Here is a 22,390-nt window from a genome sequence, read left to right as displayed (position 1 = left end):
TAAGCAAACGATTGCGTATATAATCTTGTCCATGAAATCAGCTTTTTTATACAAGGTTATCCATCATGAATAAATTAGGTACAGCGCTTTGTCCTTCTGCAACAAAAGTGATGCTGCTCGGTTCAGGAGAGCTCGGGAAAGAAGTGGCGATTGAGTGCCAGCGTTTGGGCATTGAAGTTATTGCGGTTGATCGTTATGACCATGCGCCCGCCATGCATGTTGCTCACCGTAGTTATACCGTTAACATGCTAGATGGAGAGGCAATTCGCCAACTTGTTGAGAAAGAAAAACCTGATTTTATCGTGCCGGAAATTGAAGCGATTGCGACCAAGACCTTAGTGGAATTGGAGCAACAAGGGCAAAAAGTGGTGCCTTCTGCTAATGCGGTTTATTTAACCATGAATCGTGAAGGGATCCGCCGGCTTGCGGCAGAAGAATTAGGCTTACCGACCTCAGATTATCGTTTTGTTGAGACTGAAGCGGATTTTATGACCGCAGCTAAAGAGATTGGCTTCCCTTGTATAGTCAAACCAGTAATGAGCTCTTCGGGTAAAGGCCAAAGTGTTATGCGCGGCGAACAGGATCTCAAAGCAGCATGGCACTATTCGCAAGAAGGTGGACGTACTGGTCAGGGGCGTGTGATCGTTGAAAAAATGATCCATTTTGATTTTGAAATCACGATGCTCACCATTAATGCCGTTGATGGTATTCATTTTTGTGCGCCTATTGGGCACCGCCAAGAAAAAGGGGATTATCGAGAATCATGGCAACCACAACAAATGAGTGAAAAGGCATTGGAAAATGCACAAGCGGCCGCTGCCAAAATTGTGACTGCATTAGGTGGGTATGGCTTATTTGGTGTGGAACTATTTGTATGTGGTGATGAGATCATTTTTAATGAAGTTTCGCCTCGGCCTCATGATACAGGTATGGTGACCTTAATTTCACAAAACTTATCTGAATTTGCCCTTCATGTGCGTGCTTTCTTGGGGCTACCTATCGGGGCAATCCGTCAATATGGGCCAAGTGCATCGGCGGTGATCCTTCCTGAATTGTCTAGTCGTGATGTTGTTTTTTCGGGGGTAGGGCAAGCGTTAGATTCGGATATTCAATTACGCTTATTTGGTAAACCTGAAATTGCCGGAACTCGCCGCTTAGGTGTTGCCTTGGCGATTGCAGATTCTATCGATCATGCGTTAAATAAGGCGAAGAAGGCAGCGGCAACCATAACCGTGAATGGGTAATGGCATTATTATCGCCCACTTAGGGTGAGTGGGCGATCATTGGCGTTAATGGTTATCCTGTATCACCATTGCCGCGCCACGCTCGGCAATCATGATTGTTGGAGCGTTGGTGTTACCACTTGGGATTTCTGGCATCACAGAGCAATCAATGACACGAAGTTGCTTAATGCCATGCACACGTAAGCGTAAATCGGTCACGGAAGTTGCTGTGTCTTTTCCCATACGACAACTGCCGACAGGGTGGTAGACGGTTTTACAAAAGTTACGTACAAACTCCTCTAATGCTGCCTCATCATGTTGAACCTGTGCTGGCGGCATTAATGTCTCTTTACTAACCGCTTGTAGTGCCTCCGACCCAAGTACTTTTAACCCAAATTTGACAGCACGTTTGCAGCCTTCCATATCTTCCGGTGCGGCTAAATAGTTGGCATGAATTTTTAGTGGCGCTTGTGGATTTTTGCTACGCAAGAGTAATTCACCGCGCGACTTAGGTTGTAAATAGCCCACTTTTAATGTGAAACCATGTGTCGCGGGCAGTGGCTCGCCGGGAACATCATCCCAGCTATCAAGTATGGGTAAAAAGTGAATTTGTACGTCGGGGCGACCTTGACCACAGCTATCAATAAATGCAGCACCTTCAAGTACGTTTGATGCTAATAATCCACTACGAAAAGCTAACCACTGAAAGCCATGTTTTATAGCATGGATACCTTTGTCAGCGCCAAAAAGACTAATAGGATCTTTGGTTGTGACATTAATGGACATATGAAGATGATCATGGAAGTTTTTACCGACAGGAAGGTCAGCGACCGTTTCAATCCCTAATGATGAGAGGTGATCTTTAGGACCGATACCTGAGAGCATGAGTAATTTCGCGGAGCCCATCGCGCCGGCACAAATGATCACCTCTTTTTGGGCGAAAACATCGGCTTCACCACCATTTTTATCCTGATAGCTTACCCCAACAGCGACACCATCACGGATAATAATACGGTTAACTTGTTTATTAAGCTTTACTGTAAGTTTATCGCTTTGTGCGACACTCTTAAGATAAGTTTTTGAAGTGCTTGCTCTTTCGCCATTTTTCGTTGTTGTTTGATAAAAACTGACTCCTTGTTGGCTTTCACCATTAAGGTCATTAACATAAGGAAGCCCTTGCTCTTGTGCGGCTCGGATAAAAGCCATAGAAAGAGGGTGCCGATAACGGTTTTCACTGACAGGAAGCAGCCCTGCGGTACCATGATAGCTATCAGATAAACTTTCATTTTGTTCGGCTTTCTTAAACCAAGGTAGGACATCTTGGTAGCTCCAGCCATCACAGCCATAGATTTGCGCCCAATTATCGTAATCCTGTTTTTGGCCTCGAATATAAATCATGCCATTCACAGAACTGCTGCCTCCGAGAACTTTACCTTGTGCTATCTGCATCTTGCGATTATTTGCATGTGGTTCAGGTTCCGTTTCGTAGGGCCAGCTTTTTTGGGCAATAATTTTAGCTACCCCAGCTGGCATACGAATATACAGATGATTATCACTTCCTCCGGCTTCAATCAAAAGAACGCGTGACTGGGTTTCTTTAATAAGCCGTGCGGCAAGCACGCAGCCAGCCGAACCTGCTCCTACAATGATGTAATCATAGTTTTCATTATTCATACAGTTATTCCCCTGATCAAAGTAGCGTTGCTATAACAATTTATTTTCATGTTATTAACAATAACTCTTTATCTTATTAAGGTGTGAATAATGTGTTGTTTATGTGAAGAGTATCAAAATGAAAGTTGTGTGTTTTTTTCTCGGTGTTTTAGTATTTTGTTGTTTTTAAAGGATAAAAAAATCTAATTTATTAAGGTTTTTTGGGGTTTTCTTATTATTAATAAGTAAATGAGCTAATTAACTGATTGTTTTTTATTAGAGTATTTGCTGATTTTCGCTGTATTCTTAGTTTGAATATTAGTGGCATCCGCTATATTGCATTAATACAACTGATTGGGGTGAGGAAGTCGAAGATGAAGCAAGGTTTGATTGGGCTGTTATGCGTATTACCGAGCATGTTATTTGCTGATTCACTACATGAGCAATTTGCACAATTGATAGAAGCACCAGAAAAAACATTAAATTGCTTTGAAGCCGACTCTGCATATCGCTTTTGTTTAAAAAATCTCCCTAATCAAGGAATTGTTGTGGTCGACCGACAGGGCAATGAAGCCTATCGACCTTATTATTTTGATAATTGGCCTGATGAGCCTAAAAATGGGCTTTATCGTATCCGCCAAGGTGACAAAATTGGTTTTGCTGAGGCAAAAACAGGCAAGGTCGTGATTGAAGCAAACTATGATTGCGCCTACCCTTTTGAGAATGGGAAAGCCCATGTAGGAATAGGTTGTCAACGGGAAACGGATGGTGAGCATAGCTGGTGGGTTGGTGGCCATTGGGTATGGATTGATCTACAAGGAAATAGGATAACCGCTCATCCTGCATCGTGAGATTTTACGACTATTCGAGTTTTATTTAACAAACCATTTCATTTATACCATTTCCATTAATATGATTAACTTATTGATAATCAACTGTTATTGTTAAGTTAATCACACTTTTTTCGTCTTTGCCATTTCGATAAAACCATTCGCAGTGAAAAACTGACCGCTTAATTTTGTATGCAACCGCTCGCACTGACTTTAGACATTCGCCAATAGATATTTTCTACCATAGAGACCATGGCAGAGCTCAAATTTTTTCTTATTGCACGGTGATAACGACTGCCAAAAAGAGACTTAGTAATGATAAAGAACGGTTCTTTGAATCGATTTGTTATTGATAAGTCAATAAAACATAAGAGAAGTTCGTTTTACCTCAGAAGGGTGTTTTATGAACAAAAATGGTATTTTAAAGCACATTCCTTGGATGATCCTTGGGATTATCGGTGCGATTTGTCTAGGTGTGGTTGCACTTAGACGCGGAGAACACATCAGTGCGCTGTGGATTGTTGTGGCTTCTGTGGCGGTTTATCTCATTGCTTATCGTTATTACAGTTTGTATATCGCGAAAAAAGTGATGAAGCTCGATGAGACGCGAGCGACACCCGCGGTCATTAATAATGATGGCTTGAACTATGTTCCTACAAATAGAAACGTTCTATTCGGTCACCACTTTGCTGCAATCGCAGGTGCAGGGCCACTTGTAGGGCCTGTCTTAGCAGCACAAGTCGGTTACTTACCAGGCACCTTATGGTTATTGGCTGGGGTGGTACTGGCTGGTGCAGTACAGGACTTTATGGTGCTATTTATCTCTTCTCGCCGTAATGGTGCATCATTAGGGGAAATCGTCAAAGAAGAGCTTGGCCCTATTCCAGGAACCATTGCGCTTTTCGGCTGTTTCCTCATCATGATCATTATCCTTGCAGTATTAGCGTTGATCGTGGTTAAGGCACTAGCAGAAAGTCCATGGGGCGTGTTTACGGTATGTTCAACAGTACCGATTGCGCTGTTTATGGGAATCTATATGCGCTATATCCGACCCGGACGAGTGGGGGAAGTTTCGGTCATTGGTATTGTGTTACTGATCTTGTCGATTTGGTTCGGTGGTGTTATCGCTCATGACCCATATTGGGGTCCTGCACTGACCTTTAAAGACACTACAATTACTTATGTTTTAGTTGGTTATGCGTTTATCTCTGCATTATTACCTGTTTGGCTGATTCTGGCGCCTCGCGACTATCTCGCTACCTTCTTAAAAATCGGTGTGATTGTCGGTTTAGCGATTGGGATTGTGATTTTAAATCCTGAGCTAAAAATGCCAGCGGTCACTCAGTTCGTTGATGGCAGTGGCCCAGTTTGGAAAGGCACGCTGTTCCCATTCTTATTTATTACGATTGCTTGTGGTGCCGTATCGGGTTTCCATGCCTTAATTTCGTCAGGGACAACGCCTAAGTTGTTGGCTAACGAAAAAGATGCTCGCTATATCGGCTATGGTGCGATGTTAATGGAATCGTTTGTCGCGATCATGGCGCTAGTTGCAGCTTCAATTATTGAACCTGGCCTCTATTTTGCGATGAATACTCCACCAGCCGCTTTAGGTATCACTATGCCGAATCTGCATGAGCTTGGTGGTGCTGACGGTGCGGCAATCCTAGCACAACTGAAAGATGTCACGGCACATGCTGCGGCAACCGTCAGTTCATGGGGCTTTGTGATTTCACCTGAGCAAATTATGCAAACGGCAAAAGATATCGGAGAGCCTTCCGTATTGAACCGTGCAGGGGGGGCACCGACGTTAGCGGTAGGCATCGCGTATGTATTCCATGAAATCATACCTGCTGCTGATATGGGTTTCTGGTATCACTTTGGTATCCTATTCGAAGCACTGTTTATCTTAACTGCATTGGATGCAGGAACGCGCTCAGGTCGTTTTATGTTACAAGACTTATTGGGTAACTTTGTTCCTGTGCTGAAAAAAACCGATTCACTGTTGGCTGGGATTATTGGTACAGCCGGATGTGTTGGTTTATGGGGATATTTATTGTACCAAGGCGTGGTTGACCCACTGGGCGGCGTGAAGAGCCTATGGCCTCTGTTTGGTATTTCGAACCAGATGTTGGCGGCAGTTGCCTTGGTGCTCAGCACCGTAGTCTTAATTAAGATGAAACGCAGTAAATATATCTATGTCACTGTGTTACCAGCGGTTTGGTTATTGATTTGTACAACTTGGGCATTAGGTTTGAAACTGTTTAGTGATAACCCTCAACTCGAAGGTTTCCTCTATTTAGCTAAGTCTTATAAAGAGAAAATTGCGGCGGGTGGTGCTGACTTAACGGCTCAGCAAATCACTGACATGAATCACATTATTATCAATAACTACACAAACGCAGGGTTAAGTATCCTATTCCTAGTTGTTGTCTACGGTATTATTTTCTATGGTATCAGAACAGCGATGAAGGCGTATAAAAACCCAGAGCGTACCGATGCTGAAACACCTTATGTACCGGTGCCTAAAGAGGGCGTGAAAACCTCATCTTCACACTAATCTTTAGTGTATAAAATGGTGCCCTGCATTGTGAGTAAACATGATGTAGGGCATCTGTATTGGAGAGCATATGTTTGGAAATTTAGGCAAAACAGGTAAGTACTTAGGGCAGGCTGCACGTATGTTGATAGGCATTCCTGACTATGATACCTATGTACAGCACATGAAAGATAATCATCCAGACAAGCCGATTATGACTTATAAAGAGTTTTTTCGTGAGCGCCAAGATGCGCGCTATGGTGGAAGCGGTAAAGGTGGATTTCGCTGCTGTTAATTAATGACGTCATGAGGAATACAATGAAACCAATCTCTGTCACGATTTTGACCGGTTTTCTCGGTGCGGGCAAAACCACCTTACTACGCCATATTCTTCAAGCAGATCATGGGCATAAAATCGCAGTCATCGAAAATGAATTTGGTGAAGTGCCAATTGATAATGCCTTAATTGGTGATCGTGCGACACAAATAACGACATTGAGTAATGGTTGTATTTGTTGTAGCCGCTCTAATGAGTTGGAAAATGCTTTGCTCGATTTACTTGATGGGTTAGATAGTGGGAAACTCGACTTTGATCGCTTAGTGATTGAGTGCACGGGAATGGCAGATCCCGGTCCTATCACTCAAACTTTTTTTTCTCATGAAGTGCTTTGTGAACGTTATTTATTGGATGGCATTATTACATTGGTGGATGCGGTTCATGCAAATAAGCAACTTGATGATTTTGCGATAGCGCAGGCACAAATTGGCTATGCTGATCGGATCTTATTAACGAAAACGGATGTTCAGCCTGAGCATGAAAGCTTAATTGAACGCTTACAGCGCATCAATGCACGGGCACCCATCTATCCCGTGACCCATGGTGAGATTGACCTCGATTTACTGTTTAATATTCAAGGTTTTTTACTCGATTCACAACTGAAAGTGAATCAACCCACTTTCCGCTTTACCCCTAAACAGCACAATGAAGTGAATTCTATCGTTGTTGAATTTGATTACCCTGTTGAGTTAATGGCGGTCTCTGATGTTATGGAGTCTCTACTGCTAGGATTTGCGGATAATTTATTGCGTTATAAAGGGATTTTATCAATCAAAAACGAGCCGAAAAGGCTACTATTCCAAGGGGTTCAACGCTTATATAGTGCTGATTGGGATAGCGATTGGGCAGAGAATGAGCCGCGTCACAGTGTTTTGGTGTTTATTGGGATTAATTTACCAGAAAATGAAATACGCCAAAAATTCGCACAACTCCAGACGAATAATGAAGAGCTATAAACATATCGATAACCCCTTTCCTGACTGCTAAGGGAAGGGGGCGATAATAAACATACGAATCTTAACTTAACATCATAGCTTTTCATTGGTTCCGATATTAACTTAACCAAAATTAAATGGGTTAAATTTCTTGTCTCATAGGAACGGTACAAAAATATCAAAACTAAATTTTAATAATTTCAAAAGGAAACTTATTTTTTATTTTAAGGGGAATTTTAGGTTTAGAAGGGGAAAAGTGTGCTCTAATCGAAAATAATGGTTATAAATTATCGACCTTACTCATTTTTATTCTATTATGAATTAGTATAAAGAATCAGTAATTAAATGATCCATTGGCTTGTGTTGATAGAAAAACGAAAAATCAGCGTGATAAGTTAATTTGCTATTATACTTTTAGTGATACTATCGCGATATAACGTTCACCATCAATGATACTAAATTTAGTATCGTTGTTTTTATTGGCCATTTTATTAGTTCGGCCTTGGTTCTGTTGAAATAAACACGACTTACTCCACTGATATGACCAATAATAACAAGATTTTTTAATCCACTTTTACTAGCAAATACACTAGGGTGCCAAACAGGGCTAACTTACGTGTCTATCCTAACAGCGGCACCTTGACTGCAAGGGACTGAGAAAAAAGGAGATTGAAAGTTTATTAAATGCGATTTAGCCAAATAATAATGAAGATTTTGAAGTTACATAATGATCAGTTTTCTCACCATTATTTTTGCAAACATTTAATATCCTATCTAAATCAACGTGATTTTTGATCGGGGTTAAATTAATTTCTTCGATAAGTAAAGTATTAAATTCCCCAACGGTAATATCGAGTTTTTCTAATAATAGTAATAGCATGCTGACATTAATATGATTAATGCCACACTCATAGCGTGATATTTGCTGTTGGCTAAGATTGACTAAACGACCAAAATCGGCACCAGTTAAACCTTGATTTTGCCTAAGTCGTTTCAACGTTCGACCAATAGCTAATGAAATAGATGAAAAAAAACTATCGATACTCAATTCTTCACTTTCCATTAAAAACCTCTGTGTAGATAAAGTTAATAAATTATAGCCAACAAGCAATATGCTAAAACGTATTGCTTATTTAAGTTATGTTTTTATGTGAGCTTATTCTTATTTCTAAAACAAATATAAATCTTATTTTTTTTTAGATCAAATATCCGATAGTCTGAATTTATTTATTATACGAGTAAAACCCATAAATGGAGTAATGGTTCTATTAATATAAATCTAATAAAATCAATGCGATAAATGGTTGTTGATACTTTTTGAGCACCAATAACTGAGTATTATATGCTTATAACCCTGGTTTTTATGTGTCAATTCGAGATAAACAACTAAGATTATTAACAATTAATAGTTGTTATATAAACATGTTACAAAAAGAAATGTTTAACGGGGAATTGTTAGAAAGTATTAATAAAGTATAAAAAAATATGAATATGAATAAATCAAAAATTATTACTATCAATAAGTTATAGGTTTCTGGTTTTTTGCTATATAAATAAGAAATAATAATGATTGTAATATATTAAATAATGCTCCACTGCATACATGCCAAGTTTAAATAAAAATTACCGATTATTTGGTTAACATCTACATTTTATTGAGCAACAGCACTATGCTCGACCTCCATTGAGCTAAATTATCTACAAACCCATATTTAAGTATTATTGTAAGAATTATCTTAGTTATTTTCTACTGTTTTTATCTGTTTTTTTAATATTTTTAGATGCCATAAAAAAAACAGGCCACGAATAATTAGTGGCCTGTTTTTCTTGAATTTTGATTATGTTAGCGCGCTTTTGCAGCCATTATTTCAATAATTTGAACATCGGTGTGCCTCATAGAGCCCGTAGCTAAAGCGCATAAGTTAGCTATGGATTGGTCTACATCGTCGGACACGATGCCATCAGAGCCTCTTACACAACTGTTGTCGAGAGCCATTAACACGGCTTTATAGGCGGCGCTAGCGCTGGTTGAAACCTTCATCGCACAACTGTTTGATGCACCATCGCATATCATACCACTGACATCGCCAATCATACTGCTAATTGCCATTGCGACAACCTCATAACGTGATTCTAGTAACCAAGCGATCCCCGCCGCAGCTCCCATTGCGGCTGTTGTTGCAGCACACAGCGCAGATAAGGCGGGCAGTTGATTATGGATATAGATAGCCATTAAGTGTGACAACATTAAGGCGCGAGCTAACTGCTCTTCTGTTGATTGTAAGTAGTCAGCAGTGACAACAACAGGCATTGTCGCCGTTATACCTTGGTTACCTGAGCCGGAATTACTCATCGCGGGTAATACGGCTCCACCCATACGTGCATCTGAAGCTGCCGATGTTCTGATCATAATTTCTGACATGAGATCTTTCGACAGCAAGCCTCTATCTCGCTGAGATTGCAACGTTTTACCAATATGCAGACCATAAACATGGCGTAGCCCTTCCTGAGACAGGGCATCATTTAAATGTGCGGCTTCTAAAATAAAGCGGATATCTTCAAATGGCGCTTGTGTTGCAAATTGATAAACAGCTTTGGCCGTGACAGGGGGAAGTGTCACGTCGGCAGCACAATCCACAGGGGATTCATTTTGTTGCGTTTGTTGGGTGCTATCAAAAATAACAGTATCGTTATGGATCATTTTTACGACATGCGTATGAGTACCCGCGATAACGACAGTTGCTGAGCCTTTATCTGTAAATACCGTTGCCTCTGAATAGATCACATCATCACAGGGATGCTTAATATCGACAGTAATAAGGCCCTGCGCCAACATATTTTTACTGCGTTCAATGGCACTCGTTGAGGCTGACTTTAATACCTCTAGCCCAGCGTCGGCATCCCCTCCAACAGCACCTAATGCCGCTGCAATTGGGAGACCCACCATGCCCGTTCCCGGTACGGTCACTCCCATGCCATTTTTCATTAAGTTAGGGGAAACGAATGCGGTGACACGAGTGACCGTACCACCAACGCAAGCAGCGGCTTTTGCTGCTGCTAAGGCTAAAGAGATTGGCTCAGTACAACCTAAAGCAGGTTTGACTTCTTGTTTTACTGCATGGATAAAATACTGCCAAAGAAGTGGCTGAGCTTGAACTTGCATAATGAATTCCCCCTAAAGAACACCTGTTTAATAAGGATATTTTAAAGAATTATTGGGAGAAAATTTTCACTATGTTAGAGAAGATAAAATTGTTTGAGAGAAATTTTTTCTATAAAGATGCGAATAGTAAAAAATAAATTTCAAGTTTGAGCTTAATCACAAAAAATCCTGCCTAAGCGATAGGCAGGATAGTATTGCTTTTAAGACTCACTTTCGAGATCAAGTCTCTTACTTTGCCATCGACGAGAACGCCAACGCCATGCGTTAGTTAAACCACGTAACCATTCATCGGCAAAAAAGCCAATCCAAATGCCTAATAAGCCCATTTCCATTTTTATTCCTAAGAAATAACCGAGTGGAATGGCGACTCCCCACATAAAAATAATGGCGGTGCAAAGTGGGAAGCGAGCATCTCCTGAAGCCCTAAGAGCGTTAACCATGACGATATTGATAGTACGCCCCGGCTCTAAAAAAACAGAGAGCAGAAACAGCGGTAATAACACATGAATAATATTTTGGTCATCCGTTAAATTGTTAAGGATAGGGGAACGGAATAACCAAAAGAAAAATACCACGCCAATCGTGACATAAAAGCCCATTTTTAAGCTTTTTATTCCACGACGGTAAGCCTCTTCAAAACGCTTAGCGCCAACAAGGTGTCCCACCATAATTTCATTACCAATACTGATAGAGATACCAAACAGCATGATAAAGAGTGAGAGTTGGAAATAGAGTGTTTGCGCGGCAAGAGAGGTTTCTCCCATTAAACCGATAAACGCAGATGCGGTCATAAAATGGAGGATCCACACTAAATTTTCACCCGCAGATGGCAAGCCTATATGCAGTATTTTACCTAGCATTGTACGTGACCAGCGAACCAGCAGCTGTGGCGTAAACTTGATCCTTAATCCATAGAATAACAGACAGAACAGCAAGATAACGGCGACAATACGGCCCACTACCGTCGACCATGCTACCCCTTCAAGGCCATATTGCGGCAGACCAAAAAAGCCATATAGCACAATCATATTACCAACAACAGTGATTACGTTAGCAATGAGCGTTACCCACATAGCGGGCTGAGCTTTGCCGTACACACGCAAGCAAGCAGCAAGAATGATGGAGATGGCTTCGGGGATTAGACAAATACCAAGAATATGCAAGTAAGCATAACCATCTTCCATAAGATGGGATGGCGTATTCATGATACTGAGGATTTTATATCCAAAAAACAGCGCGATAAGAGCACTGGAAAAACCGAGTAGAAAGTTAAAAGCGATAGAAATATGAATAGCTTGGCTGGCCTTTTCACGGCGTCCAGCCCCTAAATATTGGGCGATGACAACGCTACATCCCACACTAATAAAGTTAAATATGGTAATAAAAAGATCAAATACCTGATTCCCCACGCCCATTGCCGCAAGGTAGGCGGTTGAAACATGGCTCACCATATAGGTATTGATAAGTAATGTGGCCAAATGAAGAAAAATATCAATAAATATTGGCCAACTGAGAGAAAAGAGTGATCTCTCAGTGACATCGGATTGATGCATTGAGAACCTTCAAAATAATTAAAATAAAATTCATATGGATAAAGGAAAAGCAGGCAGATTTTACCCGTATTTATGTTGAGTTAATAGAGTCTATAGGTGCTTATTTAAGGAAAAGTTAATCTTTTGTTTAATAATGATGATTCTGCTAATTTATTCCTGATTGATAGTTATGATATCAATATAAAAAGACAACATCAGAACAGTAAAGGAGTCACAATGACAAAAATTAAAGCCGCAATAGTGGGGTACGGAAATATTGGCCGTTATGCACTCGAAGCGGTATTGGCAGCGGATGATTTTGAACTTGTCGGTGTGGTACGCCGTAATGTACAAAATATCCCAGCAGAATTAGCGGGGTACACCGTTGTCGATGATATTGAAAAATTAGGCAAAGTTGATGTGGCGCTTTTATGCTCACCCACACGGGCGATTGGTGATTTAGCTGAGAAAGTTTTAAGTCAGGGGATCAATACCGTCGATAGTTTCGATGTGCACTCCGATATTGTGGCACTAAAAAAACGGTTAGATAACGTTGCGAAAGAGCATAAAAGCGTTGCCGTTGTTTCCGCGGGTTGGGATCCGGGCTCTGATTCAATTATGCGTACACTCATGTTGGCAATGGCGCCAAAAGGGGTCACCTACACTAACTTTGGCCCAGGAATGAGTATGGGGCACAGTGTTGCAGCTAAAGCTATTGATGGCGTTAAAGACGCACTATCGGTAACGATTCCGTTGGGTACTGGCGTTCACCGCCGTATGGTCTATATTGAGCTTGATGCGGGCGCAAACTTTGCAGACGTTGCTAACGCGATTAAAGCCGATAGTTATTTTTCATCCGATGAGACCCATATTCGCCAAGTTGATAGTGTGGACGCGCTGAAAGATGTTGGCCATGGTGTCCATATGACGCATAAAGGGGTTTCTGGAGCAACGCATAATCAATTATTTGAGTACTCAATGCGAATTAACAACCCTGCACTGACATCGCAATTTATGGTTTCTGCGGCAAGAGCGACGATGAAACAATCTGCCGGAGCATATACCGTGATTGAAATCCCACCAGTGCATTTCTTGCAAGGTGATCTCGATAGCTTGATTGCTAAGTTAGTGTAATCACTGGATGGCATGATTGTTTTTGCTACACTCATGCCAATTCCGTTTGACCTATTTAGTCTTTTTAGATAAACCATTAACGTTGGTTTACCGCTTATTTCCCCCGCAATATTGCCATGTCGCGCAGAGTGATAATCTGAGTTTTATTTTAGGTGTTCGGGCTGTTTTTATGATGGCGCAGCGAACGCTTTGTTTTTCCTTGAACGCAACAAAGACAAACGGATAGCTAAGAGAATCAATTCTGGCAGGCTGTAAAAAGAAAAGCACCTACGGTGAAGTAGGTGCCCTGGTGTTGGCAAAGCCATAAATACTCGTGATATTAAAGTTGCATTATTATTAACGGTTTATGATTACCATTGACAACTTTCATTGAGTATTAAAGTACTAACGTTTAATTGATTTAAATTTTTCGGTTGTTGCAGTGAGAGCGACCTCCGTTGGTAGGCGCTCCATGGAGCTTGCACCATAGAAACCGTGGCAGTCTGGGCAGTTCGCTAAAATATATTCCGCATCTTCTGGGGTCGCAATTGGGCCACCATGGCACAGAACGATAACATCATCGCGTACTGATTTTGCGGCTTTAGCCCAGTCATTGATTAATGGCACACAATCTTTAAGTGTTAATGCTGTCTCTGCACCAATATTGCCCCCCGTGGTTAACCCCATATGAGGCACGATAATATCTGCACCCGCTTCGGTCATTGCAATAGCATCTTCACGGCTGAAAACATAAGGGGTGGTTAATAAGCCTTTCTCATGGGCTAGGCGGATCATATCCACTTCTAAACCATAGCCCATCCCGGTCTCTTCGAGGTTAGCTCTGAAGTTACCATCGATTAAACCTACGGTCGGGAAGTTTTGCACACCCGCAAAACCTTTGGCTTTTATTTCATCAAGAAAATGATCAAATTGGCAGAATGGATCTGTGCCATTAACACCGGCAAGTACAGGCGTATGTTTTACAACTGGTAAAACCTCTTTAGCCATATCCATAACGATTTCATTAGCATTACCATAAGCAAGTAGGCCCGCGAGTGAACCACGACCCGCCATCCGGTAGCGGCCAGAGTTATAAATGACAATTAAGTCAATGCCGCCTGCTTCTTCACATTTCGCAGAAAGGCCTGTACCGGCACCACCGCCAATAATTGGCTCGCCTCGCGCGATCATCTCTTTGAATTTTTTCAGCAAGCTTTCGCGATTATGTTTCATTGATGAACCTCTATTTGTTGTTCAAAATGTCCTGGTGTAATTGAATCACTTGTTCACAAAACTCCAGTGAGTTGATGTGATATGGACTCAAAATAAGTTTGCGTTTTTCTGTTGTTATAAGATTTTCAGTTAATGCATCAATGAAGGCTTGATCGGCTTCTGGATCCCAAAATTGAGCGCCTTCAATATCCAATGCTGAGAAGCCTGCCGTTGGGATAATAAAACGCACTTCACCTTCGCAGCGGTTCAGTTTGTTTGCTATCCAGCGGCCCATCTGCTGGTTTTCTTCTTTCGTTGTGCGCATCAATGTTACTTGCGCGTTATGGTTGTAAAATAATCGATGGCGATAATGGTCGGGCACCGTTGATGGGCGTCCAAAATTAACCATATCCAATGCCCCACAAGACAGAACACAAGGGGTCTGTGTTCGAGCTATCGCACCAAATCGATCGTCGTCACAAGCTAAAACGCCGCCAAAGAGGTGGTCACACACTTCTGTGGTGGTGATATCCAATACAGAGTGCAGTAAATGGCTATCGATTAATTTTTCCATCGCTTTACCGCCACTGCCTGTTGCGTGAAAAACCAAGCAGTCATACTGTGATTCAAGTTGCTCAGTGAGCTGTTGAACACAGGGGGTGGTTACCCCAAACATCGTCAATGCAATGGCTGGTTTTGATACATCGTCTACTTTATCTTCACGGTTAAAATAGATTGAACCAGCAATTTGGTTGGCGGCATTTTTTAGCACTTTACGAGAAATCACATTTAGACCCGAGACATCGGTGACGGAGTACATCATCGAAATATCACTTGCACCGACATATCCAGAAGTATCTCCTGATGCCATGGTGGAAACCATGAGCTTTGGAATACCAACGGGAAGTGCCTGCATCGCGGGGGTAATTAACGCGGTACCGCCGGAGCCACCTAAGCCTAAAATAGCCGCTACATCGGTTTGTGCATTGAGGTAAAGGCTAAAAGCCAATGACATTGCCTCAATCGCTCTTCCTCTGTCACCACAAAAAACGGCTTCAACACCTGCTGGGTGGAAACTGGCAACCGTCTGTGCACTAACATCTGCATCTCTTTTTAATTGTGTTGGTTGCGTAGTCAAATCTACAGTGCGTACAGATAAACCCGTCTCTTTGATCAAATCGCAGACATAGAACAATTCATCGCTTTTAGTATCTAATGTTGTTGCTATGTAGATGTATCCCTGATGTTGTTTCATAGGAAAATCCTTACAGGTTAGGAAGATGTTTAATTTCTCATCTGAATGAGACTATAGTATCATTTTGGTTGAATGTAAAATGAGACTGTAGTCTCATTTTGAGGTTGTTCAATAATTTTTAGATATTGGTTTCTTTTATGGCTTGATAAATAAGGCATATTTGAATTTTTTGTGTTTTAATTTTTTTTAAAGCGAACGATAAAAATACAAGGTGCTTTAAGAATCGGTAGCTGTCATTATGGCAAAGTGTCATGATGAGTAACCATTCACTATTTTATCGTAGCGAAATGTTTTTAAGGGGAGGGAGACGATGTCATTAACACATTCTAATCATGAATATAAAGGCACAAGAAAACGGACTTACATTTTACTCGTTAATACAGCATTAGCGCTTTTTGAAAAAGGGAGTATGCCGTCAGTCTCTGAGCTTGCCGCTGAAGCGGGAGTGTCAAGGGCTACCGCGTATCGCTACTTTCCGACGCAAAGTGATCTGATCGCTGCCACCGTGAATGCGAGCTTGGGGCCAATTTTAACATGGCAACCACGTAGCCAAAAAACTGAAGAGCGTATTGATGAGTTATTATCATTTGCCTTACCTCGGATGTTTGAGCATGAAGGCGCATTGAGGGCGGCATTGCAAGTTTCATTGCAACAATGGGCACAGGGGCGATCACTGGCGCAAGACCCTAAAGAAAAGCGTCTTGAAAGGGGGAACCGTAAAGACATTTTAACGATGGTGACCGCTCCAATGAAAGATGAGTACCCTCAAGAAATTATTGATAAGGTGATCAAAGCATTTTCAGTCATTTATGGTTCTGAAATCTTTTTAGTACTCAAAGATATTTGGAAACAAGATGATGCTGAGGTCATTGAAATCGCACAGTGGATGGCGAAAGCAATTATTAACCAAGCCACTGCGGATAAAAATGCCCAAGAGTGCTGATATATCGCACTAAAAGAACGGTAGGGGGAGTACCTATCGTTCCTGATATATAGATTTATAACGCTTTCATAAAATAATACCTTTCATGCTTAATCGGGTACTCAATCAGTGTTGAGATCACCTGATAACCTTGTTTTTCATAAAAAGGTTTTGCTTGGAAACTGAATGTATCGACTTGTGCATATTTGGCTCCCAACTCTTTCGCTTTGTTCTCCATGGCTTGTATTAATTGTGATCCAATGCCTTGCTTTCTCAGTGACTCTTCGAGCCAAAAGTAGTTAATTCTTAGCCAATTTCCGAGTGTTGAGCCTGTTATTCCGCCTAATATTTCCCCTTCTTGTTCATAAAATACGGCTAATGGGGAATGAATATCTTCACTGAAAAATTGCAAATTATAGTTAATTAATGATTGATGAATACGAGCAACTTCAGATTCTGACGGGGATGTTGTGATACGTATTGTCATAATTTTGCTTATCTCTCAAGGTAATGATGATTTATACGGTTATTTACTATCTAATAATTTAATGAATTTAAAGTATTAAGAGGATACTATTAAGACTATTACAGATAATATAGGTACGCTAACTGCTCTCGCAGTGATAGGATTTTGCGATGATAAGATTATTGAAGATGGGCTTAGGCATTGCTATTTGTGCCTTAATTGGTGGCACCCTCACTTATCTTGGCGTACCTCTCGCATTAATGTTTGGTCCAATCATTGCTGTCATTGTGTTTAATCGCTTCAAAATTCAATTTGCCATTCCAAAATATACGCTCACATTTGTCCAGATATCATTAGGAACGTCTGTGGGGCTGATGTTTAATCAAGTCTCATTGGGGCAAGTGGAAAATCTATTTCTACTCCTTTTGATGTTGGTCGTCTGTTTAGCCGTCCAATTTTCATTCAGTTACTTTTGGTTTCATCGCAAAGTCGGGTGGACAAAACAAGAAGCGATGCTGGGCTCTGTTCCGGGAGCCATGGCGGCCATATTAGCATTAACAGATCATACCCATACCCCGCCACAAAAAATTGTCATTTCTCATACGATCCGCCTCATCATTTTAATTTTGTTAGCTGGGATCGTGGTAGGTAGCAATGGGGATCCCCAGCCGTTAATTGTACTGCCATCTTTGACGTTAGAAGCAACCTTCTGGTTAACGCTCATTGTATTAACGGGGTTAGGATTAGGCTTGGTATTGCAGCGGATGCATGTTCCTGCTCCATTTATGCTGACATCATTAGGTGCTGCGACGCTGATCCAAGGCTGGCTAGATGTGCAAATCCATTTTCCGGTGATGATCACTGAACTCAGTATGGTTTTGATCGGGATGAATATTGGTAACCACTTTATTGTTTTTCCACTGTCGTCATTGATCAAAAATATCTATTCATCGGCTCAAGTGGTCATTATTAATATTTTCCTAACCTTATTGATCACACTGTTTGCTGCATGGGTGACTGGCTATCCGATTTCGGTATTGTTGCTGGCTTGGGCACCGGGAAGCATGGAAGCGATGACGTTTGCTGCAATCACAATGAAGCTGGATGCTGGATTTGTTATGTCAAATCACATCATTAGGATGGTGATTATTCAAAGTATTCCTTCCATTGCTATGTTCTGGCAAGAAAAGCGGGCGAAAAAAAAGCGTAATAGCGATGTTGGCTGATCAGTGAGCGTTGACTCCCCTCGATAAGGGGAGATGTTTATTTTACATAAGCAAATAAGCCTAATGAATCACGCGCAAGAGATTGGCATTTAAATTCTTGCGGGAGCGGGATCCCTTTTAGGTCATTGTAGCTCTCTTTGTTCAAAACAGTCATTTGGTGTGAATCGTAATCCCCTAAATCCCACTTATTGCTGCGAGCAAAGTAAACGATAGCTCGTTCAATTTCTCTATCAGGGATTTGGGTGTAGCCACAATCATATTTTAAGTAGATAAAGACCGCTGTGAGATCAGCAAGATCTTCAGCTTCGTTGGGGGTCAATGCTCTGGCAGAATGGGTTATTCCTAACAGAGTTATGATGTAAAAAATTACAGTAAATTTGCGCATTCAGTATTCTATCTGTTTTTTATGTCAAGTAACGTTAACATAACAATAGAATTGTTAGTCAAGTATATTTTTCTTAAAACTGTGTAATATACCCTTAATAAGTACATGGTTTCCTTGACCTTCCTGTAAGGGGAAGCTTTATCATTTTTGGACATTAAACCATATTTTGGCCCTAAACGGTAATCACCCACGGAGCCAGATAGTTTGAATTCGTTTATTAATTTGATAAATAAAAGGAAGGTTATCAATGTTACGTCGCGATTTCATTAAGTTGAGCGCTATCACTTATGCGGCTAGTGCACTACCGATTTGGAGCCGTATCGCTGTGGCAGCCGAAAATTACCCAACACTGGCAATCCCTCCACTGCTAGAGCCTGATGCCCAAGGTAATATCCAATTAGCAATCAAACAAGGTGCTTCCCAATTTGTTCCCGGTAAAAAAACGACAACGTGGGGATATAACGGAGACTTACTCGGCCCAGCTTTGAGCCTGAAAAAAGGTCAGAGCGTAAATATTCATATTGCTAACCAATTACCAGAAGAGACAACCGTTCACTGGCATGGCCTTGAAATTTCAGGGGAGCAGGATGGTGGGCCACAAGCGATCATCAAACCGGGCGCTAGCCGCCAAGTCAATTTCACCATCGACCAACCAGAGGCGACCTGCTGGTTCCATCCTCATACTCATGGCAAAACAGGTTATCAAGTCGCAATGGGGCTTGCGGGCCTTGTGATTATTAAAGATGAACAAAGTGACAAACATGGGTTACCAAGCCAATGGGGCGTTGATGATATCCCTGTGATTTTACAGGATAAGCGACTTAAAGATGATGGGCAAATCGACTACCAATTGGATGTGATGAGTGCGGCCGTGGGTTGGTTTGGGGATTTGATGTTAACCAATGGTGCGGTATTTCCGAAACATGTGGCACCAAAAGGCTGGTTGCGTTTAAGGCTACTTAATGGTTGTAATGCACGTAGCTTGAACATCTCAACCAGTGATGGACGTAAAATGTATGTTGTAGCAAGTGATGGCGGATTGCTCGCTGAGCCTATTACTGTGACCGAATTACCTATCCTGATGGGGGAAAGGTTTGAAGTGCTGATTGATGCGAGGGATGGCCGCTCTTTTGACTTGCTGACACTGCCTGTTAATCAAATGGGCATGACAATCGCGCCATTTAATCAACCCTTACCTGTGTTACATATTGAAACCACAATGGGTACTGGTGCGGGGAAATTGTCTGAACAGCTCGCGACGTTGCCTGCCCTCCCTTCATTGGCTGGATTAACGCGTCGTCGTTTTCATTTAATGATGGATATGCGCTTGGATATGCAAGGGATGATGATGTTACGTGAGCGCTATGGTGAGCAAGCGATGGGTCATATGGGCGGACATGGTGGCATGATGCAAGGCCATATGATGTCGAATGGTGAAAATGGCGGTATGGGCATGATGGGGCATGGTAATATGGGCGGTATGCGTAATGGCGGAGGCCACTGCGGAACCGGCTCTGGTGAACTTGATATCCATAATGCCAATACAATTAATGGTCGGGCATTTTCGATGACGGAAGCCGCCTTTGATGCCCCTATGAATCGCCAAGAAATATGGGTTATTTCCGGTCGTGGCGATATGATGCTTCACCCATTCCATGTTCATGGAACGCGCTTTCGCATACTAAAAGAGAATGGCAAGGTTGTGGAGCCTCATCGACAAGGTTGGAAAGACATTGTTAAAGTTGAAGGCCAAGTCAGTGAGGTGCTGGTGGAATTTAAACATCCTGCCACCAAGGCGCATCCTTATATGGCGCATTGCCATCTCTTAGAGCACGAAGATACTGGCATGATGATGGGCTTCACAGTGAGTTGAGGTGATATCACTTAGCCTTGTGTATTAGGTCGTTAATGAGCCATGCTGCTATGCCCTCATTACGCCCTAATACTGAAGTGAAAAAGTCAAGGATGACATCTTTTATTCATATCTATTGCTATTGATTTTATTCGTTTTCTCATCATAAAAAGGCCATATTGCCTGAAATTGTGAAAGATGAGTTATAAAATTTATAACAAGTTATCGGATCCTCTTTTACGACAAATGGTGAGTTCTGTTATACTCCTTCCAAATTTTGTTCTCATATTTCTAATGTTGCTGTTGGTCGCGGCTTAAAAGCGTTTTGCGTCTTATCATAGAAATGTGAATTTTAGTATTCAAAACAAATAGGTAGTGGGAAATTGAAACATACACTAGAAGTGATGATCTCTGAAGAAGAGCTCAGCCAGCGAGTCAGTGAACTAGCTGAAAAAATTAGCGCACATTATAAAAATATTGATGGCGAGCTGGTCTTAGTAGGTTTATTAAAAGGTTCATTTATTTTTATGGCTGACTTATGCCGTAAGATTGAAGTCCCACACGAAGTCGATTTTATGACCGTTTCAAGTTACGGTAACGCAATGAACTCAAGTCGCGATGTTAAAATAGTCAAAGACTTAGATGAAGACATTCGCGATAAGCATGTGTTGATTGTTGAAGATATCATTGATTCAGGGAATACCTTAAATAAGGTTCGTGAGATCTTTGAATTGCGCGGTCCTAAATCCGTGGCAATCTGTACTCTGCTTGATAAGCCATCACGCCGTGAGGTTGAAGTACCTGTCGAGTGGATTGGATATTCAATCGAAGACAAATTTGTTGTTGGGTATGGTATCGATTATGCACAACAATATCGTCATTTACCTTATATTGGTCATGTCACGCTGATTGAAGAGTAAGTGAATAATATTCGATGCGTTAGTTAAAAGAAGGGCCGTTCCATGGAACGGCCCTTTATTCGTTTATCGCGATAAATAAAAATTATTTTTTATTGGTCAATTTAGCAATTGCTTCACGGTAGCAAAGCTCTAATCTTTCACGGCTATCTGCGGTAATATGCAAGTCATGTAGACGACCATTGTTGATACCGTAAACCCAACCATGGATCATCACTTTTTGCCCACGTTTCCACGCTGATTGCATAATGGTTGAGTGACCTAGGTTGTAAACTTGCTCAACGACATTTAATTCACATAAGCGATTTAAGCGTTCGCAAGGTTTTAATTCACCTAACATTGAGCTGTGTCTGTACCAAATATCACGAATATGCAGTAACCAGTTATTGATTAAGCCAAGTTCAGTATTGTCAACCGCAGCCTCAATACCACCACATCCATAGTGGCCGCAGATGATAATATGCTCAACCTGAAGGACATCAACAGCATATTGGATAACCGACAAACAGTTTAGGTCGGTATGGATAACTAAGTTTGCAACATTACGGTGAACGAAGAGATCGCCTGGTGCAGCATTGATTAATTTTTCGGCAGGTACTCGGCTGTCTGAACAACCTATCCATAAGAATCTCGGTTTCTGAGCTTTGGATAGTTCTTTAAAAAATTCAGGATCTTTTTCTTTTACGGAAGCTGACCATGCTTCGTTGTTAGCAAACAGCTCTTCAATTTTTCTCATCATGACGTATAGCCTAGTTGTGTTACTTTACGTTAAAATCTTATACAGCATTTATTTATTAATTAATATTCAGTTGTATTAATCTTTACATCCTTAT

General features: G+C 41.4%; 19 protein-coding genes. 10 read left to right on the top strand and 9 right to left on the bottom strand.

Annotation, left to right across the window (positions count from 1 at the left end; translation table 11 throughout):
* Window positions 1-65: 65 nt before the first annotated feature.
* Window positions 66-1,244 carry a formate-dependent phosphoribosylglycinamide formyltransferase gene (gene purT / locus PR675_RS05615; RefSeq protein ID WP_060560819.1) on the top strand — a complete coding sequence of 393 codons (1,179 nt, stop codon included), beginning with the start codon at window positions 66-68 and terminating at the stop codon, window positions 1,242-1,244.
* Window positions 1,245-1,289: 45 nt separating this feature from the next.
* Here purT and PR675_RS05610 read toward each other — a convergent pair whose 3' ends face one another.
* Window positions 1,290-2,897, bottom strand: coding sequence for a GMC family oxidoreductase (locus PR675_RS05610; protein WP_060560820.1), 1,608 nt, complete (start codon window positions 2,895-2,897; stop codon window positions 1,290-1,292).
* A gap of 353 nt (window positions 2,898-3,250) precedes the next feature.
* Between PR675_RS05610 and PR675_RS05605 the strand changes: the two genes are divergently transcribed.
* The 4 genes from PR675_RS05605 to yjiA all read left to right on the top strand — a co-directional run bounded on the left by PR675_RS05605 (window position 3,251) and on the right by yjiA (window position 7,535).
* Window positions 3,251-3,727, top strand: a complete 477-nt coding sequence (locus PR675_RS05605) for a WG repeat-containing protein (protein ID WP_060560821.1) — start codon at window positions 3,251-3,253, stop codon at window positions 3,725-3,727.
* 382 nt (window positions 3,728-4,109) lie between these two features.
* Window positions 4,110-6,263 (top strand): carbon starvation CstA family protein, encoded by a 2,154-nt coding sequence (locus PR675_RS05600; protein ID WP_004922657.1) that lies wholly within the window; start codon window positions 4,110-4,112, stop codon window positions 6,261-6,263.
* A 70-nt stretch (window positions 6,264-6,333) separates the two neighbouring features.
* Window positions 6,334-6,537, top strand: coding sequence for a YbdD/YjiX family protein (locus PR675_RS05595; RefSeq protein ID WP_004922653.1), 204 nt, complete (start codon window positions 6,334-6,336; stop codon window positions 6,535-6,537).
* Window positions 6,538-6,560: 23 nt separating this feature from the next.
* Window positions 6,561-7,535 carry a GTPase gene (yjiA, locus tag PR675_RS05590; RefSeq protein ID WP_014656591.1) on the top strand — a complete coding sequence of 325 codons (975 nt, stop codon included), beginning with the start codon at window positions 6,561-6,563 and terminating at the stop codon, window positions 7,533-7,535.
* Window positions 7,536-8,205: 670 nt separating this feature from the next.
* Here yjiA and PR675_RS05585 read toward each other — a convergent pair.
* The 3 genes from PR675_RS05585 to PR675_RS05575 all read right to left on the bottom strand — a co-directional run bounded on the left by PR675_RS05585 (window position 8,206) and on the right by PR675_RS05575 (window position 12,230).
* Window positions 8,206-8,577: a helix-turn-helix domain-containing protein gene (locus PR675_RS05585; RefSeq protein ID WP_004922647.1), complete on the bottom strand. Its 372-nt coding sequence runs from the start codon at window positions 8,575-8,577 to the stop codon at window positions 8,206-8,208.
* Window positions 8,578-9,357: 780 nt separating this feature from the next.
* Entirely contained in the window at window positions 9,358-10,677 is a 1,320-nt protein-coding gene (locus PR675_RS05580) for an L-cysteine desulfidase family protein (RefSeq protein ID WP_060560822.1), read from the bottom strand.
* 200 nt (window positions 10,678-10,877) lie between these two features.
* The gene (locus tag PR675_RS05575; protein ID WP_004922637.1) at window positions 10,878-12,230 is read right to left on the bottom strand and encodes an MATE family efflux transporter; all 1,353 of its coding nucleotides are present in this window, start codon (window positions 12,228-12,230) and stop codon (window positions 10,878-10,880) included.
* A 216-nt stretch (window positions 12,231-12,446) separates the two neighbouring features.
* Between PR675_RS05575 and PR675_RS05570 the strand changes: the two genes are divergently transcribed.
* The gene (locus PR675_RS05570) at window positions 12,447-13,343 is read left to right on the top strand and encodes a diaminopimelate dehydrogenase (protein WP_014656589.1); all 897 of its coding nucleotides are present in this window, start codon (window positions 12,447-12,449) and stop codon (window positions 13,341-13,343) included.
* A 384-nt stretch (window positions 13,344-13,727) separates the two neighbouring features.
* On the opposite strand, the gene PR675_RS05565 is transcribed toward PR675_RS05570, so the two are convergent.
* Window positions 13,728-14,555 (bottom strand): phosphoenolpyruvate hydrolase family protein, encoded by an 828-nt coding sequence (locus tag PR675_RS05565; RefSeq protein WP_004922623.1) that lies wholly within the window; start codon window positions 14,553-14,555, stop codon window positions 13,728-13,730.
* Window positions 14,556-14,565: 10 nt separating this feature from the next.
* On the bottom strand, window positions 14,566-15,789 hold the full coding sequence (locus PR675_RS05560; RefSeq protein ID WP_014656588.1) for a Tm-1-like ATP-binding domain-containing protein: 1,224 nt from the start codon (window positions 15,787-15,789) through the stop codon (window positions 14,566-14,568).
* A 310-nt stretch (window positions 15,790-16,099) separates the two neighbouring features.
* Between PR675_RS05560 and PR675_RS05555 the strand changes: the two genes are divergently transcribed.
* A complete protein-coding gene (locus PR675_RS05555) occupies window positions 16,100-16,732 on the top strand; it encodes a TetR/AcrR family transcriptional regulator (protein ID WP_040132348.1) in 633 nt (210 codons plus the stop codon).
* A gap of 55 nt (window positions 16,733-16,787) precedes the next feature.
* Here the strand turns inward: PR675_RS05555 and PR675_RS05550 are convergent, their stop codons facing one another.
* A complete protein-coding gene (locus tag PR675_RS05550) occupies window positions 16,788-17,198 on the bottom strand; it encodes a GNAT family N-acetyltransferase (RefSeq protein WP_004922612.1) in 411 nt (136 codons plus the stop codon).
* A gap of 149 nt (window positions 17,199-17,347) precedes the next feature.
* Between PR675_RS05550 and PR675_RS05545 the strand changes: the two genes are divergently transcribed.
* Complete coding sequence (locus tag PR675_RS05545; protein ID WP_004922609.1) at window positions 17,348-18,403, top strand: AbrB family transcriptional regulator; 1,056 nt, start codon at window positions 17,348-17,350, stop codon at window positions 18,401-18,403.
* Between the two features lie 37 nt (window positions 18,404-18,440).
* On the opposite strand, the gene PR675_RS05540 is transcribed toward PR675_RS05545, so the two are convergent.
* The gene (locus PR675_RS05540) at window positions 18,441-18,788 is read right to left on the bottom strand and encodes a YacC family pilotin-like protein (protein WP_004922605.1); all 348 of its coding nucleotides are present in this window, start codon (window positions 18,786-18,788) and stop codon (window positions 18,441-18,443) included.
* 247 nt (window positions 18,789-19,035) lie between these two features.
* On the opposite strand from PR675_RS05540, the gene cueO reads away from it, so the two are divergent.
* Together cueO and hpt are read left to right on the top strand one after the other, a co-directional pair.
* Entirely contained in the window at window positions 19,036-20,661 is a 1,626-nt protein-coding gene (gene cueO, locus PR675_RS05535; protein ID WP_060560823.1) for a multicopper oxidase CueO, read from the top strand.
* Between the two features lie 362 nt (window positions 20,662-21,023).
* Window positions 21,024-21,560 carry a hypoxanthine phosphoribosyltransferase gene (gene hpt, locus PR675_RS05530; RefSeq protein ID WP_014656584.1) on the top strand — a complete coding sequence of 179 codons (537 nt, stop codon included), beginning with the start codon at window positions 21,024-21,026 and terminating at the stop codon, window positions 21,558-21,560.
* A gap of 82 nt (window positions 21,561-21,642) precedes the next feature.
* On the opposite strand, the gene can is transcribed toward hpt, so the two are convergent.
* Entirely contained in the window at window positions 21,643-22,296 is a 654-nt protein-coding gene (gene can, locus PR675_RS05525) for a carbonate dehydratase (protein ID WP_004922593.1), read from the bottom strand.
* Window positions 22,297-22,390: the final 94 nt, after the last annotated feature.

Origin of the sequence: Providencia sp. PROV261 (genome assembly GCF_028477945.1) — a bacterium.
Taxonomy (GTDB): domain Bacteria; phylum Pseudomonadota; class Gammaproteobacteria; order Enterobacterales; family Enterobacteriaceae; genus Providencia; species Providencia stuartii.
Note: the sequence above shows the minus strand (reverse complement) of the source record. Positions and strands in the feature narration are given on the sequence as shown.

Coding starts and splice junctions, on each gene's coding strand:
- PR675_RS05550 (WP_004922612.1), bottom strand. CDS start 17,198: ATGACAATACGTATCACAACATCCCCGTCAGAATCTGAAGTTGCTCGT.
- PR675_RS05565 (WP_004922623.1), bottom strand. CDS start 14,555: ATGAAACATAATCGCGAAAGCTTGCTGAAAAAATTCAAAGAGATGATC.
- PR675_RS05560 (WP_014656588.1), bottom strand. CDS start 15,789: ATGAAACAACATCAGGGATACATCTACATAGCAACAACATTAGATACT.
- can (WP_004922593.1), bottom strand. CDS start 22,296: ATGATGAGAAAAATTGAAGAGCTGTTTGCTAACAACGAAGCATGGTCA.
- PR675_RS05605 (WP_060560821.1), top strand. CDS start 3,251: ATGAAGCAAGGTTTGATTGGGCTGTTATGCGTATTACCGAGCATGTTA.
- purT (WP_060560819.1), top strand. CDS start 66: ATGAATAAATTAGGTACAGCGCTTTGTCCTTCTGCAACAAAAGTGATG.
- PR675_RS05570 (WP_014656589.1), top strand. CDS start 12,447: ATGACAAAAATTAAAGCCGCAATAGTGGGGTACGGAAATATTGGCCGT.
- PR675_RS05580 (WP_060560822.1), bottom strand. CDS start 10,677: ATGCAAGTTCAAGCTCAGCCACTTCTTTGGCAGTATTTTATCCATGCA.
- PR675_RS05555 (WP_040132348.1), top strand. CDS start 16,100: ATGTCATTAACACATTCTAATCATGAATATAAAGGCACAAGAAAACGG.
- cueO (WP_060560823.1), top strand. CDS start 19,036: ATGTTACGTCGCGATTTCATTAAGTTGAGCGCTATCACTTATGCGGCT.
- yjiA (WP_014656591.1), top strand. CDS start 6,561: ATGAAACCAATCTCTGTCACGATTTTGACCGGTTTTCTCGGTGCGGGC.
- PR675_RS05600 (WP_004922657.1), top strand. CDS start 4,110: ATGAACAAAAATGGTATTTTAAAGCACATTCCTTGGATGATCCTTGGG.
- PR675_RS05575 (WP_004922637.1), bottom strand. CDS start 12,230: ATGCATCAATCCGATGTCACTGAGAGATCACTCTTTTCTCTCAGTTGG.
- PR675_RS05545 (WP_004922609.1), top strand. CDS start 17,348: ATGATAAGATTATTGAAGATGGGCTTAGGCATTGCTATTTGTGCCTTA.
- PR675_RS05540 (WP_004922605.1), bottom strand. CDS start 18,788: ATGCGCAAATTTACTGTAATTTTTTACATCATAACTCTGTTAGGAATA.
- PR675_RS05610 (WP_060560820.1), bottom strand. CDS start 2,897: ATGAATAATGAAAACTATGATTACATCATTGTAGGAGCAGGTTCGGCT.
- PR675_RS05585 (WP_004922647.1), bottom strand. CDS start 8,577: ATGGAAAGTGAAGAATTGAGTATCGATAGTTTTTTTTCATCTATTTCA.
- PR675_RS05595 (WP_004922653.1), top strand. CDS start 6,334: ATGTTTGGAAATTTAGGCAAAACAGGTAAGTACTTAGGGCAGGCTGCA.